We start from the raw sequence: 14,471 nt of genomic DNA on the forward strand, positions 1-14,471 counted from the left end.
CCTATCTTTACCATTATGGGTAACCATCATGTATTTTCATACCAGGATGAAACGGAAAAATATGTGGAACGCTTAATTTATGGAGGTGAATAGGAATGGGCAGAGACAGGCAAGAAAAAAAATTGCGGGAAAGCGGAAGAGTCCAGTCGGATCGTGACCAATCCCTTCACTACCCCGGCGCTACTGGCCTCCAGACCCCTGAAGAGGCTAGAATACTGAATGGCGGTCGGAAGTCCGATTAAAAAGAAAAAAGGCTTCCTCCATTAAGGGGGAAGCCTTTAAAACATTATTTGTTTCTGAGGTCTTTTAGTTTATCGCCAAGCAGCTCACCGAGTTGGAATCCTTTTGATTCTTCCGGAAGCTCATAATCAATATTTTCCTCAGCATCTCTTTCCAGCAAATCCTTGATGCTCAGCGATAAACGCTGCTCATTTTCATTTACATCCAGCACTTTCACTTCGACTTCCTGGCCTTCTTTCAGGACTTCGTGTGGGGTCCCAATATGCTTATGGGCAATTTGGGAAATGTGCACAAGCCCTTCGACCCCTGGGAATACTTCTACAAATGCGCCATAAGAAACCAGTCTGCGGACAGTACCTGTAAGGACACTGCCTTTTGGCGCTTTTTCTGCGATATTCGCCCACGGTCCTGGAAGGGTTTCCTTGATTGAAAGGGAAATCCTTTCGTTATCACGGTCGACATTCAGTACTTTCACATTGACTTTTTGGCCTTCTTCCACTACATCACCAGGCTTTTCCACATGCTCATGGGAAAGTTGGGAAATATGGACAAGGCCGTCAATTCCACCGATATCAACAAAGGCGCCGAAGTCTGTAATCCGTTGTACTGTCCCCTCGATTACCTGGCCAGCCTGGATGGTATCAAGCAGATCCTGTTTCTTCTTGCCTTTTTCTTCTTCGACAACTGCTCTATGGGAAAGGATCAGCCTGTTCTTCTCCTTATCCAATTCAACGATTTTAAAAGAGAGTTCTTTTCCTTTGTAGTCGGAAAAGTCCTCGACGAAATAGGCTTCTACAAGTGACGCGGGTACAAAACCACGGACGCCAAGGTCGACAACAAGGCCGCCCTTTACAACATCTTTCACTTCCGCATTGAAGACTTCCCCGCTCTGGAACTTCTGATCAAGCTCGTCCCATGCTTTTTCGGCGTCGACTTTGCGCTTGGAAAGAATCAAGGCCTCATCCTCAACTTTAAGCACCTCTAGCTCAAGGCTGTCACCTTCAGAAACCGCATCTGAAGCTTTTTCGATATGGATGCTCGACAATTCGCTAATTGGGATGATTCCATCGAGTTTACTGTTTTGGATATCGACAAGAACCTGCTTTTCCTCTACTTTGGTCACTTGTCCTGTCACCCTGTCTCCAACTTCAAAATTCCCAACTTCAATCTGATTCATATCTTCCGACATATGTACTCCTCCTTAACCATTGGCTGCCCTTTAAAATATATAGATGCGGCACATGCACGGCATGCGGCGCCCATCATATTGGCTGCGATTCCTAGAATATTCAAAAAAATATCCTTTTTAATAACTTCTTACAAAAGGACATTTTTGTCAAGCGGAAACCCCTTTATGATTCTTAATCAGTTTGCCTATTTCCGCCATGATCAATTCTGTCACTACTTCGGCAGAAGCTTTCTCTTTCCGCAGCTTATCCATATCAATCGGCTTGCCATAAATAACAGTCAATTTACCAAAAGCCTTATATGGACCGATAATCGCACAAGGAACAACATGGGCGTCCGACCTAAGAGCAAAAAAACCCGCGCCTGCAAGGCCCTGTCCAAGTTCCCCTGTCTTGCTTCTAGTTCCCTCTGGAAACAAGCCTAAAACCTGTCCCGCTTTTAATACACCGAGCCCTTTCCTCAGCGCTTCCCGATCACTCATTCCACGCTTAACTGGAAATGCATTGCAGGCCCTGACAATATTTTTAAGAACTGGCACCTTAAACAATTCTTCTTTCGCCATAAAATGGACCGGCCTTGGCGCGGTGATGCCTACAACGGGGGGATCCAGGTTATTAATATGGTTTGAACATAAAAGGACTCCCCCGTCTTTAGGGAAGTTTTCCAACCCATGTACCTCATACCGGTAGACCGGCTTTATAGCTGCATTCGCGACGAATCTAGCAAATGAATAAAAAGTCATTACAGTCCCACTCTTTCTTCTACAAGTGCCATAATGCGATCGACAACTTCTTCGATTGTAAGGGAGGTTGTATCAATGACTGCCGCACCTTCAGCTTTTGTCAATGGTGCTACTTCCCTTTCTGAGTCAAGTTTGTCACGCGCGGCAATTTCTTTTTTTAGTGTTTCGAAATCGGAAACATATCCTTTTTCTATGTTTTCGGCATGTCTCCTGGCCGCTCTTTCTTCCACACTGGCCAGAAGAAAAACCTTAACTTCTGCATTAGGGAGAACATGGGTCCCAATATCCCGGCCATCCATGACAACCCCGCCGCCTTCTGCGGCCTGCTGCTGCCTTTTGACCATTTCTTCCCTGACATGCCTATGTTTAGCTACAATTGAAACCGAATTGGTCACATCTGCTGTTCGAATAATTTCTGTGACGTCCTTGCCGTCCAGAAAAACCAATTGTCCTCTTTCCGAAGGAAAAAGCTCGATGGAGGTCGTAACAAGAATATCCATCAGTTCCTTTTCCTTTTCAAGGTCCGCGGCTTTTTGCAGTGCTTTATATGTAAGCGCCCTGTACATAGCACCTGTGTCGATATAAATATAGGATAGCTTTTCCGCGACTATTTTCGCTACTGTGCTTTTCCCTGCAGCCGCAGGGCCATCGATTGCGATTGAGATTTTCTTCTCCATAATTCCTCCTGTTACATGGCCGATAGATTCCAGGCAAACTAGTATGTATTCTTTTTGCCTTCAATTAACCATTTTACCATAGTTTGAAAAATTGCTCCTGCAATATTTATTTAACTATTTTTAGAAAAAAGCAAAGAGGACAGGATGGTTCCTGCCCTTACTTCCCCTGGAAGGTTTCCAGAATCTCTTTGTAGCTTTTGTTTTCAATTCCTTCGTACTTGCTGATTGTTTTTAATTCCGGAAAATAATCGAGTCGATGTATGAAAATCTGAGCTAGTAATAAGAAAAGGAATTGGATAACCGCGATTTTCAATATGATTCGTTCAAAATTTTTCATAATGAACAACTCCTTCAGTTATCCAGTTTTGCCAGGTTGGGAAATTTACATCCATATGATTTCCATAATTAAAGTGCCTCCTCGAACATTTCCTCCGCATCCTTCAGCTTATCCACTTTCTCCTCCTCCCCGCTATTAGCATTTATGAATATTCGGTAGGAATCGTCTCCCAATGTCCCCAAGAATTCAAAACAATGAACCTCTTCCCTTGAATTATTTACGATTATAGCTTCCCTGGCCTCCATGATTTTAACCTTTGGATTGATCTTCGCTTTAGCTTTTTCAATACTCAAAGCTGGTTTTGCTAGCTGCCTTTTCTTATAATTTTTTAAATAATCATCAGCTGAAACACCAACTGGTAAGCCATTATCAAGAGCGACCTTCAACTTGATTGATTCAGGATAAATCCTAACATTGTCCAATTTCGTAACGAATGTAAATATTCCCACGTTGTCATATTGAGCGCTTTCGAAAAGCTCCATCGATCTATATCCATTTTCCTTAAGGAATTTTAAGGCCTGCTTGCTTGCGTCGTTTAAGGAAAGCCGTTGCCCTTTAATCGGCCTATTATTCAAAAACCAAATAGGATATCCTCCTTTTTTCGTAATATCCATGCTCGCTTCAGCGCCGGTCTCCCTGTTTGAAAGTGACACCGAGTAAAACCCATAATCTGAACCTCTTCCATTTTCAGTTACTTTCACTTCTGCGGTCCCATCAAAACCAATATATTTTTTTGCCGTATTGGCAGCTTCTTTTCTTGTTATCTTATTGCCGGGAAGCCTGTTGATCCGTTGATCAGGTTCCTTCAAATCTGTGAAACCAGGTCCAAAATCAGTTTTTCCATACCCCGAGGCGGTTTTTTCAACTGTTTTAAATCCATCGATGATTGTATTATCGGCATTCTCTTTGCCGGATGCCAATGCCAATTCAACATCCATCCAGCGCAAGTTATTCTTAAGCGCCATAGATTGCACCTGCCGTAAATCCTTTTGCATATCAGCAGCCTGTTTGTAAAGGTTCTCCAAGGCTGCATATTCCTTTTCGCTCAACGGCTGTTTTTCCAGATCTCTGACCGCGGTCCTGTAGCTAAAGTCTCCAACATTGGAGAGAAATTCCTCTGTTTTGTTAAAAGGAAGGATTGTCAGAGGCAGCCTCCCTACATCCTGTCTGGCATCCGATGTGATTCTCCATGCATCCGCAAGTGATGGTGATAAGGATTTGCGTGAATTCATTGCCAGCGTAGCCCCAAGCTTGTCATGCAGTAAATCCATTTGGTATGTCAAATCATGGAAAGCCTGTTGATAGTTATTTTCGGCATTCAATAAAACCGCGTTTTTTTCCTCATGCTCCTGGTAGCCCCAGAAAGCCGTTCCGGCAACCCCCAGAATGAGAACAACTATTATTACGTTCCTAATCATTATTCCACCCGCTTATTTACAAAATATGTGTTTGCCAATTCGTTTGATTTGTGGCCTAGACCAGATCCATTTACTCGTTGCCGTTGCAGGATTAAAGTAATAGAGGGCATTTCCTGTCGGGTCCCAGCCATTGATCGCGTCCAACACAGCTTTCCTTGCTGTATCATTTGGAGTGAGCCAGATTTGGCCGTCGGCAACAGCGGTAAAGGCAAGCGGCTCAAAAATGACGCCTGAAATTGTATTTGGGAAAGTCGAGCTCTCAAACCTGTTTAAAATAACGGCAGCCACCGCAACCTGTCCCATATAGGGCTCGCCCCTCGCTTCGCCATAAACAGCATTAGCCATCAGTTTAATATCATTTTGCGAAAACCCATTCGGGACATTTGATGCTTGAGGCTTTGCCGCCGGCTTTTTCCCTGGCGCCGCAGCGCTTTTATTATATTTGGTAGCCTTCACAAGTTTTGCTTTTGTCGTGCTGCCGGCCAGGCCATCAATGGGCAGTCCGAACTCATATTGAAAATTCCTTAGCGCCCAGTAAGTGCTCCATCCAAAAACTCCATCAATTTTTTTACTGTAAAAACCTATATATTTTAATCTGGACTGAAGCTCTATAACATCTTCGCCAACCGCACCATACTGGATGACCTGATTGCTGAATGCCTCAGCCTTTCCTCCCGACCCCATTAAAATATTGAAGAATAAAACGATTGATAAGATTTTTACTGCGGCGTCCCTCTGTATTACAAACATGGGTAGTACCTCCAAATCCAATTCTTTTTTCCATTAAAGCTATTTTTTGTGAAACCGGCTTTTTTATACAAATAAAAAACCCCTTCACTATGTTTGAAGAGGTTTTTGCCGCTGGTATTGGTTTTTTAGATGAGCCGCGCTTAAAGCACGAGCCATCTTTACTTTTCTTAATCCGAACCACCATAGAAAAATCATAAATGGCATAATGAAATATAGCCAGTGCTCTTGCGTAAGGAGTATATAATCATAACTGCCGTGAAGGATCACAGGAACAAGGAGGGACAGCGCGATCCACTTTTTCCCGCCGGAAGCGCTGAACTTGCTTTTCCCTAAATAGTAACCCATGATGACTCCGAAAAGGGCGTGGCTAGGCACAGGCAGGAGCGCCCTTCCAATCGCGTGTCCCAATCCATTTCCGACAAGATAGAAGATATTTTCAGCAGATGCGAAACCAAGGGATACGGCAGCGCCGTATACAATTCCATCGAAGGGTTCATCGAATGCGACATGCTGATAAACAGCATAAAACAAAATGAACCATTTAAAGAACTCTTCTAGCAGGCCTGATGAGAAAAAAGCATCCATCCAGCCGGAAACAAATAATTGTTCTGTTTCCATGACATGCTGCAGAAACATTATCGGAAAAACCAGCAGAGCACCATACAAAAAAGTCCTGAATACCACTGGAATTGGCTCGGATTCAACTTCATCCTTTAAATAAAAGTAACTTAACAAAGCGAGGCCGGGTGCAATCCCGGCAGAAAAAATCCCCAGCATGCACTGCCCTCATTTCATGAAAAGTGGGAATATCCTTGTTTTCCTATTCCTTTTATCGTATCACGGCTTTGTGATAATTTAAATGGAATTATAAAGAAATTAAAATTCAACCTTCCCCATACCGCTGGCCAGTGCGACCGCAAGTTTAATTCTGGCCTTTTTCGGATCATTGTCACTGCCAAGGACGGCACCTTTCATCACAAGATCGTATGCGCTTCCTTTATAGTCATAGGTTGGATAAACTGCCCCTTCCTCGGCACTCGTTGTAATGACTATAGTAATCCCGTCAGCAATTGCCTTTTCGATTTCGTCCATCATTAACGGCGCCACTTGCCCCCTGCCAACCCCTTCAAGAACAATCCCTTTAGCTCCGTTTTCCCTCGCTGCCTTTATAAACGTTCCGTCCGCGCCTATATAACATTTAATTAATTCGATTTTTGGAATCTCCTCGTTAAGAGTATAAACTACCCTTTTAATTGGCTTTTGGTAGATATACACTTCATCATTGTCGATAATGCCCAAGTAGCCAAATCCAAAAGAGTTAAAACCCTGAATATTTGAGGCGTGTTCCTTTTTCACATACTTGGCTGCAAAAATCCGCTCATTGAAAACAACAACAGTACCTGTTCCTTTTAAATCAGGCGAGCATGCGCTATAAATGGCATGGCGCAAATTGATATAAACATCGCTTCCAAGATCCTCAGGGGAGCGTTGGGAGCCTGTTACAACGACGGGCCGGTCATCATTGACAGTCAAATCGAGAAAATAAGCCGTTTCTTCAAGGGAATCCGTCCCGTGGGTGATGACTGCCCCGGATATAGATTCATCCTCGAAATAATCTTCAATCCTATTTTTCAAAAAGACCAAATCGTTGAAAGTAATATGCATGCTCGCTTTTTGAAAAACAGATTCAACAATCACTTCAATATCGTCCGGGAGGTTGCACATGCCAGCGAGTTCTTCTCCGGTCAGTTCTCCAGACGCGAGTTTACCCGAATCTTTGTTAGGTTTGCTCGCAATAGTGCCTCCTGTTGTCAACAAAACTACTTTTTTCATTCAAATCACCCGTTATAATATTATTTGCACAGCAACAGTAACATTCTTTCTAGAAGTTTCCGCCTCTTTCAGAAATCGTTTTGGCAACCAGTCCGCCATGGAATCTGCCATTTTCGATAAAAATCTCATTGGCGTTATTGCCAGCTGCAATGACCCCCGCGATAAAAATGCCAGGCATATTCGTCTCCATCGTTTCGGGATTGAATAGCGGCCGTCCAGATTCCTCATCAATTTTAACGCCAGCCTTTTTTAAAAATTCGTGGTCAGGCCGATAACCCGTCATGGCAAAAACGAAATCGTTTTTAATGGCCGTCTCTTCATTTCCTTTCTTGTAAACAAGGGTATCCGCGGTAATTTCTACTACATTAGCTTCAAATTCCAGCTGAATGGCGCCATTTCTGACGAGGGAATCAAATTCAGGAAGGATCCAAGGTTTAATACTTTGGGAATAAGAGCTTCCGCGGTATAAAACCGTTACCCTCGCTCCCGCTTTATGAAGTTCAATAGCGGCATCCACACTCGAATTTTTTCCACCTATCACACAAACATCCTTATCGAAATACGGATGGGCTTCCTTAAAATAATGGTGGACCTTTTCAAGTTCTTCCCCAGGTACTCCCATGAAATTCGGATTATCATAATATCCGGTCGCGATTACAACATAAGGTGCACCATAAACCGATTTGCTTGTTTCAACCAAATAAGAACTTCCATCCTTCGTGATGCTCAACACTTCTTCGAAAGAGTTGATTCTTACCTGTTTTCGTTTGACTACTTCCCGATAATAAACAAGCGCCTGTAGCCTGACCGGTTTGTAGTTTTCTGTCACAAAAGGAACCTCGCCGATTTCCAGCTTTTCACTTGTACTGAAGAAAGTCTGGTGGGTTGGATAGTTATATATGGAATTGACAATATTCCCTTTTTCAATGACTAGAGGTTTTTTTCCAGTCTCTTTTAAGGCAATGGCTGCGGCAAGTCCACATGGGCCCGCGCCTATAATAATGACTTCTTCTCTTTTCAAAATGCTCACTCCAATTCACTTAACTGCCTCATCGATAAAAAATCTCCCATCATTTAATGATAGGAGATTTCTTTGGAAGTTTCAACGATGACGGGCGCCCTGGAGTCAAGGCGGCAGGGAGAATTAAATCCAGCCACGGAAACGGCTGGCTTCCGCCATTTTTCTGACTCCCACCATATAGGCGGAAAGCCGCATGTCCACCCGCCTGTTTTGCGCAGTATCGTATATATTATTAAAGGATTTTACCATTACTTTTTCAAGCTTCTCTTCGACTTCTTCCTCAGTCCAATAGTAACCCTGATTATTCTGCACCCATTCAAAATAGGAAACAGTGACGCCTCCTGCAGATGCTAGTACATCGGGAACAAGCAGGATTCCCCTTTCGGTAAGGATCTGTGTCGCTTCTAGAGTCGTAGGGCCATTGGCTGCTTCCACAACAATCGAGGCGCGGATATTATGCGCATTCTCTTCGGTGATTTGATTTTCAATCGCAGCAGGAACGAGTATATCACAATCAAGCTCCAGCAGTTCTTTATTGGTAATTGTATCATTAAACAGCTTTGTGACGGTTCCGAAACTGTCGCGGCGGTCAAGCAGATAATCGATATCCAATCCGTCCGGGTCATACAAAGCACCGTAGGCATCCGAAATGCCGATTACTTTTGCGCCAGCATCATGCATGAATTTTGAAAGATAACTGCCAGCATTTCCGAATCCCTGGACCACTACCCTTGCTCCGACAAGTTCTATGCCCTTTTTCTTGGCCGCCTCGCGGATGCAGATGGTCACACCCTTCGCGGTGGCTGATTCACGGCCGTGCGATCCGCCAAGCACAAGCGGTTTACCGGTAATAAATCCCGGAGAGTTGAATTCGTCAATTTTACTGTACTCGTCCATCATCCAGGCCATAATTTGCGAATTTGTAAATACATCAGGAGCAGGAATATCCTTTGTCGGGCCAACAATCTGGCTAATTGCGCGTACATAGCCTCGGCTCAGCCTTTCAAGCTCTCTGAACGACATAACGCGGGGATCACAGATGATTCCGCCTTTAGCTCCCCCGTAAGGAAGGTCGACAATCCCGCATTTCAGGCTCATCCATATGGAAAGGGCTTTAACTTCCTTCTCCGTTACATTTGGATGGAATCGGATTCCCCCTTTTGTCGGGCCTACTGCATCATTATGCTGGGCTCTATACCCAGTAAATATTTTCGTAGAACCATCATCCATCCGAACTGGGATTTTTACAACCATCATCCGGATTGGTTCTTTCAGTAGCTCAAACACTTCTTCGGGGTATCCCAATTTTTCCAACGCTTTATGAATAACCGTTTGCGTAGATTTTAGAACATCATGTTTTTCAAGATTTGTACTTTCATTACCTTTCCCCGCTGCCATTTATAAACCTCCTAAGATATCACTGCTCTAAAGTCCTTGGCTTTCATGACATAGTATACACTTTTGGTTAATTAATGCAAGGATAAAAAATGGCAATTCTGTCTATTTTGGCGATTTTTTTGTAAGCGTTCCCAGAGGCCGTGGCCTGCGTCTCCTTCGGGTTTATCCCTATTGAAAAAGGTTCATTTTTCTGGCAAAGCAAAAAGCGGGCCCTTCATGGGGCACCCGCTATTGAAAATGATGGAGAATGGTTTCAACTGCCTTGTTTTTGATAATAAGATTCCCATACTCTTCAAGTACATACGGACTAAGTATGGAAGCATGACCGAATTCAGCCATGATGGCCGCGTTCCTTTCAGGCTTATCAATTTGCTCTTCAAAAATAAGATAATAAAGGCCGTTCATATAATAAAGGCTTCCGCCAGATGCCGCTACTGGTGCAAGTCTTTTCGCCAGCTGGATGATATCTTCAAAGGTATCAAACTCAAATAATAGCTTTTCATATCCTTCAACCGTAACCTGCATTTCTATAAAACCATCGTAAAGATGTTCTTCTTCATCCGAAACTGCATTGACAGTAATAATCATAATCATTCCTTGGGCCTGGAGCGAAAATACTTCAACAGCAACTGAGCCATGTATTTCAACTTCAAGCTCTTCGCTGGCTTCTTCAAGCATATCCTGAAAAAGCTGCCGCCATTTTAGAGAATCCTTTATAATATCCTCCTTGGACAATCCCCTTTCAAAAAGGTCGTCAGAGGTTATAAAAATCTTTATTTTATTTCCCGTAATACGTTCCAACCTCATGCTCCCGCCCCCTGCCAAGACTTTACTCTTGTTTATAGTTTATGTCGCGGCGCAAGGTTGGTGAATCATTCACTAAGGGCGTTCTTTTTTTGCCAGCCATTTCTCCCATTCATCGGGATCATCCCCAATGGACATTTCACTGTGCCATTCAGAACCAGTCTTCTCCTGCAGGTCTGCAGGAATGCCTGAAATCCCAATTTTAAGCTGCGGGAATAAGGATCCGTAATGTTTAGATAAAGACAAACAATCCTCCATGTTTTTTTCGCCTGCAAAAGACAAAAACAGAAAATGAGGCTCGAACTTTCTGACAGCCTCTTCTAAATCTTCCTTTCCAATTCTCCCTGCCAAGTAAACGGCATCATATCCCTTTAATTTCAAAAAACAGAAGAAGCACAAAAACTCCAGTTCATTGCCCTGCTCTAAAGAAACTGCCATTGCTTTTGGCTGAATTGAACTTTTCCTCGCGCACTGGGAGACGATGCCCAACCTTGCGCGAAAAAAAGCCATCCCGAAACAATAACTCGCGGAGTCCATTTTTTGCATATCTTTAAGCTTATTCAATTCTTTGATGGCCGGTATCAGGATATGTTCCAATACTGCCTCAATTGAAAATAGTTTAAAACAAGTGTCCATTGCAATATTGGCACTTTCCTCATCAAAAACGTTACATGCATCTATTATTTCCTGAATATAATGGTCCGCCTGGGTAAGGACGGCGCCATTAGTATCCTTCTGCCCACGGGAAACCTCAATCTGGGCAGCTGCCTGACTAATTGTAAATCCTTTTTCAACTTTCTCAAGTACATTTTGCAACAGAAAAATTTGCTCTTCGGAATATAAGCGGTGTCCTGATTCATTTCGATGCGGCGAAATAATATTATACCGTTTTTCCCATGCCCTTAAGGTACCTGGTTTAATTCCCAGGATGGAAGAGGCAGCTTTTATATTGTATTTTCCTTTTCCTCGCTTCACGAAGAATCATTACCTCCAATAACATCAATCATTTTTTGCCAAGATTACTTCCCCGAATGGCGAATGGTTAATAGATGGCTTTCCGCCCGGGCGCCAAGCCTGAGGGGGATTGCAGTTGTTCCAAATCCGTTACTAGTCAAAATAACGGTGCCTCCCCTCGTTTCAATCCCTCCCTTTTTATACGGTCCAAAGCCAAAAATCCTTATTTGGCCGCCGTGCGTATGTCCGCTTAATATGAGGGCTATCTTGTCCACTGGGGACACCTTTTCTATAATGGCTGGATTGTGGCTCACTAGGATTGTAAACCAGCCGGGTTCTGCATCGCTTAATGCTAAATCTAGCCTGTCTCTCTCAAGTCCTACATCATCTACCCCTGCAATGATCAGCTTCTCCCCTTCGGCCGATTCGAATGCTGTTGCAGTATTGTCGAGAATTTTAACATTCAAATCCAAGAGAAGGGCATCGAGGTCCCTGTATTCTCCTTCATAGTCGTTATTCCCCCACACAAAATAAACCGGGCCAAGGATTTTAAGCATTTCTATATTTTCTTTTACTCTTTCAATCGGAACGCCTTTTTCTCTCAAATCTCCGCCAATAATGACTATATCGGCTTTCCCCTTAACACTTGAAATGAACTTTCCCGAAAGTTGCCGTTTGTGAATGTCTGAAATAAAGAATATTTTTATAGATCCAAGCGATTTCGGAAAATCGCTGAAACCTAATTCCTGTTCCTTAATGTTTTCCTCAAAAGCCAAATAAGACATGTACATTAGGAGCGACATCCCTGCAGCAGCTATTGCCGCCAGAATCAAAATACCCATCTGTATGCCCCTCCTTCAATTAAAAGTATATGGAAATAATACCATAAAGAAGGCCTAATCCGAAGTATAGAACAGCATGGATCGGAGAAAAGGAAAAAAGGGCTGCAAAAATCAGGAGAATACCAGTGCCAGCTATGATTTTGGCTGCAAGGGTATCCGCCTGTCCCTGTTCCTTGCCGAACCCGAGGAAGCACCTGAATAACCGTGCATTCATGACTGTGCCAGTAAAGCCCGCGACAGAGGAAGCCAGAAATTTTACCGGATTGAAAATAAATTCCAGAAGCATGGCCTGAATGGTATTTGAGCCTTCAATAACCGTCCATTCTATCAATAAGTATCCGCAAAAATAAGAAATAACCATACAATATATGTTCAGCTTCATCAAAAACCCCCCATACCCTAAGTGTATGAGGGGAGAAGAATATCTTTCACTGCCTATTCATCTTCATAAATATTCAGGATGCGAAAACCATGCTCTTCTAATTTTCGGATAAACTTATCTATATTATCTTTTTTCTCAACTTTCATGACAATTCTCCTGACAAGTTTGTCTGTTTCATCAAATGTAACGAGAGAAATAATATGTTCATGGAACTGATGGGCGATCTCCGCAAGGCGGGCAATCCTTCCCTCAGTTTCCACAGAAGTAAAAGCAATCCTCACTCCGGGCCGATTCATTCCAAACGCACTTTCAAACTGTTTGAGTACTTCGAATCGTGTAACGGCGCCCAGAAATTTCCTCTCTTTATCGACTACCGCTAACAGTGGAAAGTTCCGTAAACTCATCAACGTATTTTCGAACATCTCCCCTCCTTCGAGATAAACATCCCGGTGGGTCGCAATATCTGCGATCAGGGTTTCTTCAAGGAAAGCTTCCTTGGTTTTGCCTGATAGAAAAAATTCCTCATAAATTCTGTACCTTGTCACAATGCCGGCATATTGCTCACCTTCAAGGACAGGAAGGCCATCAATTTGGTGCTCTTCTAGGCGGTCGAGGGCAATTTTTACCTTGTCTGCACTCTGTACAGTATGAGTATTGAATTTAGGAATCATAATGCTTTTCACAAACATTTTTCATCACCTCATATTAAATGTCATAACCCACTCTAAATATTCAACATGCAGATTGTAAATCCTTTATTTGGTTGGATGATTCCTCGACTATAAAAATAAAAGCAGCCCGGGTTATCCCGGACTGCCTCTACTTTTTTTCATGGTACAAATTGATATCATATTCCCTTTTCATCATTTCGAAAACAAGATGCCTAGATTTCCATTCTTCTTCCTTTTTCCAAAGATCTTTACTCCGGTCAACAATTTCACATCTTAACTCATGAAATTCTTTTTCCTTTTTATCTCTTTGTTCTTTATAAATAATCATGGCGCCATAAAGTGAGAATGTCGCAATCAAAAAATAGAAATTTGCCCCTTTCTGAACAAAAGCAGAAAACATCGCATAAAAAGAATACGAATAGGATAGGACAATCGTTTGGTAAGTATAAAAAAGAAAAAGGCCAGTCATCATCAGTGTGGCGGCAATGGATAAATGGTGCTTTAGTTTCGCCTTTTCAAATTTTCTTTTTCGCTTGACTACATTATCAAGCATTTGTTTCGTTGCAAGGTCAGTTCGGTCATCAAGCTGTTTAATGGGCTCTTCCATGCTCTTCCTCCAATCATCCTGATTGGCCGGCAAATGTGCAGATTGGCCGCCTAATCTATCTATATGGGCCTGTCCCGATGAATATGAAAAAGGAAAGCATATGGTTGAGTTTTATATTTTAGGCTCAGTTAAAAGTGAGTGTTGATTTTCAATGAAGTTGATTGGAACGGAGGGGACTGACTCCTCGAAAATGCTAGCGCATTTCCTTCGTGCGAAGTCCATTCGAGGAAGCTAGTTGTCCTGCGGGATGCAGCGGCACGTGGAGACCCCTCGAAAAGCGGAAGTGCCTTGGGCAGCCCCGACAAGCGCTGGAGGGCCAGAAGGGGAAGTCGTTCTTTGACTTCACATTCGGGACCGAAGCGACCTCGAGGGGCTAGGCGCTGCAGCTGGACAAACAGGCGTCTAGGACGCCGTGGAGGCTCCATAAAGAATGCTCCTGCGCCACAGAATATTCGGGGAAGCGAACCTTCAGCTCGTCGCAAAGCTGCACGAAGCGAATTCATGGATGTTTCTCATGAAGTTGGTTCAGGTGGATGCTTCGCCCCGCGGAAAGCATGTCCCCGGAGTGGAAATAACAATCAAGGATTACAGATCCTTATTTTAAAGG

The 14,471-nt window shown here is 43.2% G+C and carries 18 protein-coding genes; 2 read left to right on the forward strand and 16 right to left on the reverse strand.

From position 1 onward, the window contains the following. Positions 1–95: 95 nt before the first annotated feature. On the forward strand, positions 96–242 hold the full coding sequence (locus BN1002_RS23310) for a YpzI family protein (protein WP_082036220.1): 147 nt from the start codon (positions 96–98) through the stop codon (positions 240–242). 44 nt (positions 243–286) lie between these two features. Here BN1002_RS23310 and rpsA read toward each other — a convergent pair whose 3' ends face one another. The 16 genes from rpsA to BN1002_RS12235 form a co-directional block, all read right to left on the reverse strand. Then, a complete protein-coding gene (gene rpsA, locus BN1002_RS12160; protein WP_048825277.1) occupies positions 287–1,429 on the reverse strand; it encodes a 30S ribosomal protein S1 in 1,143 nt (380 codons plus the stop codon). 147 nt (positions 1,430–1,576) lie between these two features. Further along, positions 1,577–2,170: a lysophospholipid acyltransferase family protein gene (locus BN1002_RS12165; RefSeq protein WP_048825278.1), complete on the reverse strand. Its 594-nt coding sequence runs from the start codon at positions 2,168–2,170 to the stop codon at positions 1,577–1,579. Then, entirely contained in the window at positions 2,170–2,847 is a 678-nt protein-coding gene (gene cmk / locus BN1002_RS12170; RefSeq protein ID WP_048825279.1) for a (d)CMP kinase, read from the reverse strand. The genes BN1002_RS12165 and cmk overlap by 1 nt, the downstream gene beginning before the upstream one ends. Before the next feature lie 157 nt (positions 2,848–3,004). Then, positions 3,005–3,184: a YpfB family protein gene (locus BN1002_RS12175; RefSeq protein ID WP_048825280.1), complete on the reverse strand. Its 180-nt coding sequence runs from the start codon at positions 3,182–3,184 to the stop codon at positions 3,005–3,007. 68 nt (positions 3,185–3,252) lie between these two features. Then, positions 3,253–4,602 carry a germination protein YpeB gene (gene ypeB / locus BN1002_RS12180; protein WP_048825281.1) on the reverse strand — a complete coding sequence of 450 codons (1,350 nt, stop codon included), beginning with the start codon at positions 4,600–4,602 and terminating at the stop codon, positions 3,253–3,255. 12 nt (positions 4,603–4,614) lie between these two features. Then, positions 4,615–5,286: a spore cortex-lytic enzyme gene (gene sleB / locus BN1002_RS12185; RefSeq protein WP_442853417.1), complete on the reverse strand. Its 672-nt coding sequence runs from the start codon at positions 5,284–5,286 to the stop codon at positions 4,615–4,617. Between the two features lie 153 nt (positions 5,287–5,439). After that, positions 5,440–6,129 carry a glutamic-type intramembrane protease PrsW gene (gene prsW, locus BN1002_RS12190; protein WP_048825282.1) on the reverse strand — a complete coding sequence of 230 codons (690 nt, stop codon included), beginning with the start codon at positions 6,127–6,129 and terminating at the stop codon, positions 5,440–5,442. 99 nt (positions 6,130–6,228) lie between these two features. After that, positions 6,229–7,185, reverse strand: a complete 957-nt coding sequence (locus BN1002_RS12195; RefSeq protein ID WP_048825283.1) for an asparaginase — start codon at positions 7,183–7,185, stop codon at positions 6,229–6,231. Positions 7,186–7,234: 49 nt separating this feature from the next. Next, positions 7,235–8,206: a YpdA family putative bacillithiol disulfide reductase gene (locus tag BN1002_RS12200; protein ID WP_048825284.1), complete on the reverse strand. Its 972-nt coding sequence runs from the start codon at positions 8,204–8,206 to the stop codon at positions 7,235–7,237. 123 nt (positions 8,207–8,329) lie between these two features. Further along, on the reverse strand, positions 8,330–9,604 hold the full coding sequence (locus BN1002_RS12205) for a Glu/Leu/Phe/Val family dehydrogenase (RefSeq protein WP_048825285.1): 1,275 nt from the start codon (positions 9,602–9,604) through the stop codon (positions 8,330–8,332). A 228-nt stretch (positions 9,605–9,832) separates the two neighbouring features. Further along, a complete protein-coding gene (locus tag BN1002_RS12210) occupies positions 9,833–10,411 on the reverse strand; it encodes a genetic competence negative regulator (RefSeq protein ID WP_048825286.1) in 579 nt (192 codons plus the stop codon). 72 nt (positions 10,412–10,483) lie between these two features. Further along, on the reverse strand, positions 10,484–11,383 hold the full coding sequence (locus BN1002_RS12215; protein ID WP_048825287.1) for a MerR family transcriptional regulator: 900 nt from the start codon (positions 11,381–11,383) through the stop codon (positions 10,484–10,486). Between the two features lie 44 nt (positions 11,384–11,427). Continuing rightward, positions 11,428–12,204, reverse strand: a complete 777-nt coding sequence (locus tag BN1002_RS12220; protein ID WP_048825288.1) for a metallophosphoesterase — start codon at positions 12,202–12,204, stop codon at positions 11,428–11,430. Between the two features lie 19 nt (positions 12,205–12,223). Further along, positions 12,224–12,586 (reverse strand): hypothetical protein, encoded by a 363-nt coding sequence (locus BN1002_RS12225; protein ID WP_048825289.1) that lies wholly within the window; start codon positions 12,584–12,586, stop codon positions 12,224–12,226. A 53-nt stretch (positions 12,587–12,639) separates the two neighbouring features. Further along, on the reverse strand, positions 12,640–13,275 hold the full coding sequence (locus BN1002_RS12230) for a CBS domain-containing protein (protein WP_048825290.1): 636 nt from the start codon (positions 13,273–13,275) through the stop codon (positions 12,640–12,642). A 130-nt stretch (positions 13,276–13,405) separates the two neighbouring features. Then, positions 13,406–13,864 carry a YpbF family protein gene (locus BN1002_RS12235; RefSeq protein WP_048825291.1) on the reverse strand — a complete coding sequence of 153 codons (459 nt, stop codon included), beginning with the start codon at positions 13,862–13,864 and terminating at the stop codon, positions 13,406–13,408. 430 nt (positions 13,865–14,294) lie between these two features. On the opposite strand from BN1002_RS12235, the gene BN1002_RS23760 reads away from it, so the two are divergent. Continuing rightward, positions 14,295–14,468: a hypothetical protein gene (locus BN1002_RS23760; RefSeq protein WP_156129717.1), complete on the forward strand. Its 174-nt coding sequence runs from the start codon at positions 14,295–14,297 to the stop codon at positions 14,466–14,468. Positions 14,469–14,471: the final 3 nt, after the last annotated feature.

It is taken from the genome of Bacillus sp. B-jedd, from assembly GCF_000821085.1.
Lineage (GTDB): Bacteria > Bacillota > Bacilli > Bacillales > Cytobacillaceae > Bacillus_D.

Excerpts from the sequence above, each read along its gene's own strand:
- prsW (WP_048825282.1), bottom strand. The coding sequence starts at position 6,129 with ATGCTGGGGATTTTTTCTGCCGGGATTGCACCCGGCCTCGCTTTGTTA.
- BN1002_RS12235 (WP_048825291.1), bottom strand. The coding sequence starts at position 13,864 with ATGGAAGAGCCCATTAAACAGCTTGATGACCGAACTGACCTTGCAACG.
- BN1002_RS12210 (WP_048825286.1), bottom strand. The coding sequence starts at position 10,411 with ATGAGGTTGGAACGTATTACGGGAAATAAAATAAAGATTTTTATAACC.
- BN1002_RS12225 (WP_048825289.1), bottom strand. The coding sequence starts at position 12,586 with ATGAAGCTGAACATATATTGTATGGTTATTTCTTATTTTTGCGGATAC.
- BN1002_RS12220 (WP_048825288.1), bottom strand. The coding sequence starts at position 12,204 with ATGGGTATTTTGATTCTGGCGGCAATAGCTGCTGCAGGGATGTCGCTC.
- BN1002_RS23310 (WP_082036220.1), top strand. The coding sequence starts at position 96 with ATGGGCAGAGACAGGCAAGAAAAAAAATTGCGGGAAAGCGGAAGAGTC.
- BN1002_RS12230 (WP_048825290.1), bottom strand. The coding sequence starts at position 13,275 with ATGTTTGTGAAAAGCATTATGATTCCTAAATTCAATACTCATACTGTA.
- ypeB (WP_048825281.1), bottom strand. The coding sequence starts at position 4,602 with ATGATTAGGAACGTAATAATAGTTGTTCTCATTCTGGGGGTTGCCGGA.
- sleB (WP_442853417.1), bottom strand. The coding sequence starts at position 5,286 with ATGGGGTCGGGAGGAAAGGCTGAGGCATTCAGCAATCAGGTCATCCAG.
- BN1002_RS23760 (WP_156129717.1), top strand. The coding sequence starts at position 14,295 with ATGCTCCTGCGCCACAGAATATTCGGGGAAGCGAACCTTCAGCTCGTC.
- BN1002_RS12195 (WP_048825283.1), bottom strand. The coding sequence starts at position 7,185 with ATGAAAAAAGTAGTTTTGTTGACAACAGGAGGCACTATTGCGAGCAAA.
- cmk (WP_048825279.1), bottom strand. The coding sequence starts at position 2,847 with ATGGAGAAGAAAATCTCAATCGCAATCGATGGCCCTGCGGCTGCAGGG.
- BN1002_RS12205 (WP_048825285.1), bottom strand. The coding sequence starts at position 9,604 with ATGGCAGCGGGGAAAGGTAATGAAAGTACAAATCTTGAAAAACATGAT.
- BN1002_RS12175 (WP_048825280.1), bottom strand. The coding sequence starts at position 3,184 with ATGAAAAATTTTGAACGAATCATATTGAAAATCGCGGTTATCCAATTC.
- BN1002_RS12165 (WP_048825278.1), bottom strand. The coding sequence starts at position 2,170 with ATGACTTTTTATTCATTTGCTAGATTCGTCGCGAATGCAGCTATAAAG.
- rpsA (WP_048825277.1), bottom strand. The coding sequence starts at position 1,429 with ATGTCGGAAGATATGAATCAGATTGAAGTTGGGAATTTTGAAGTTGGA.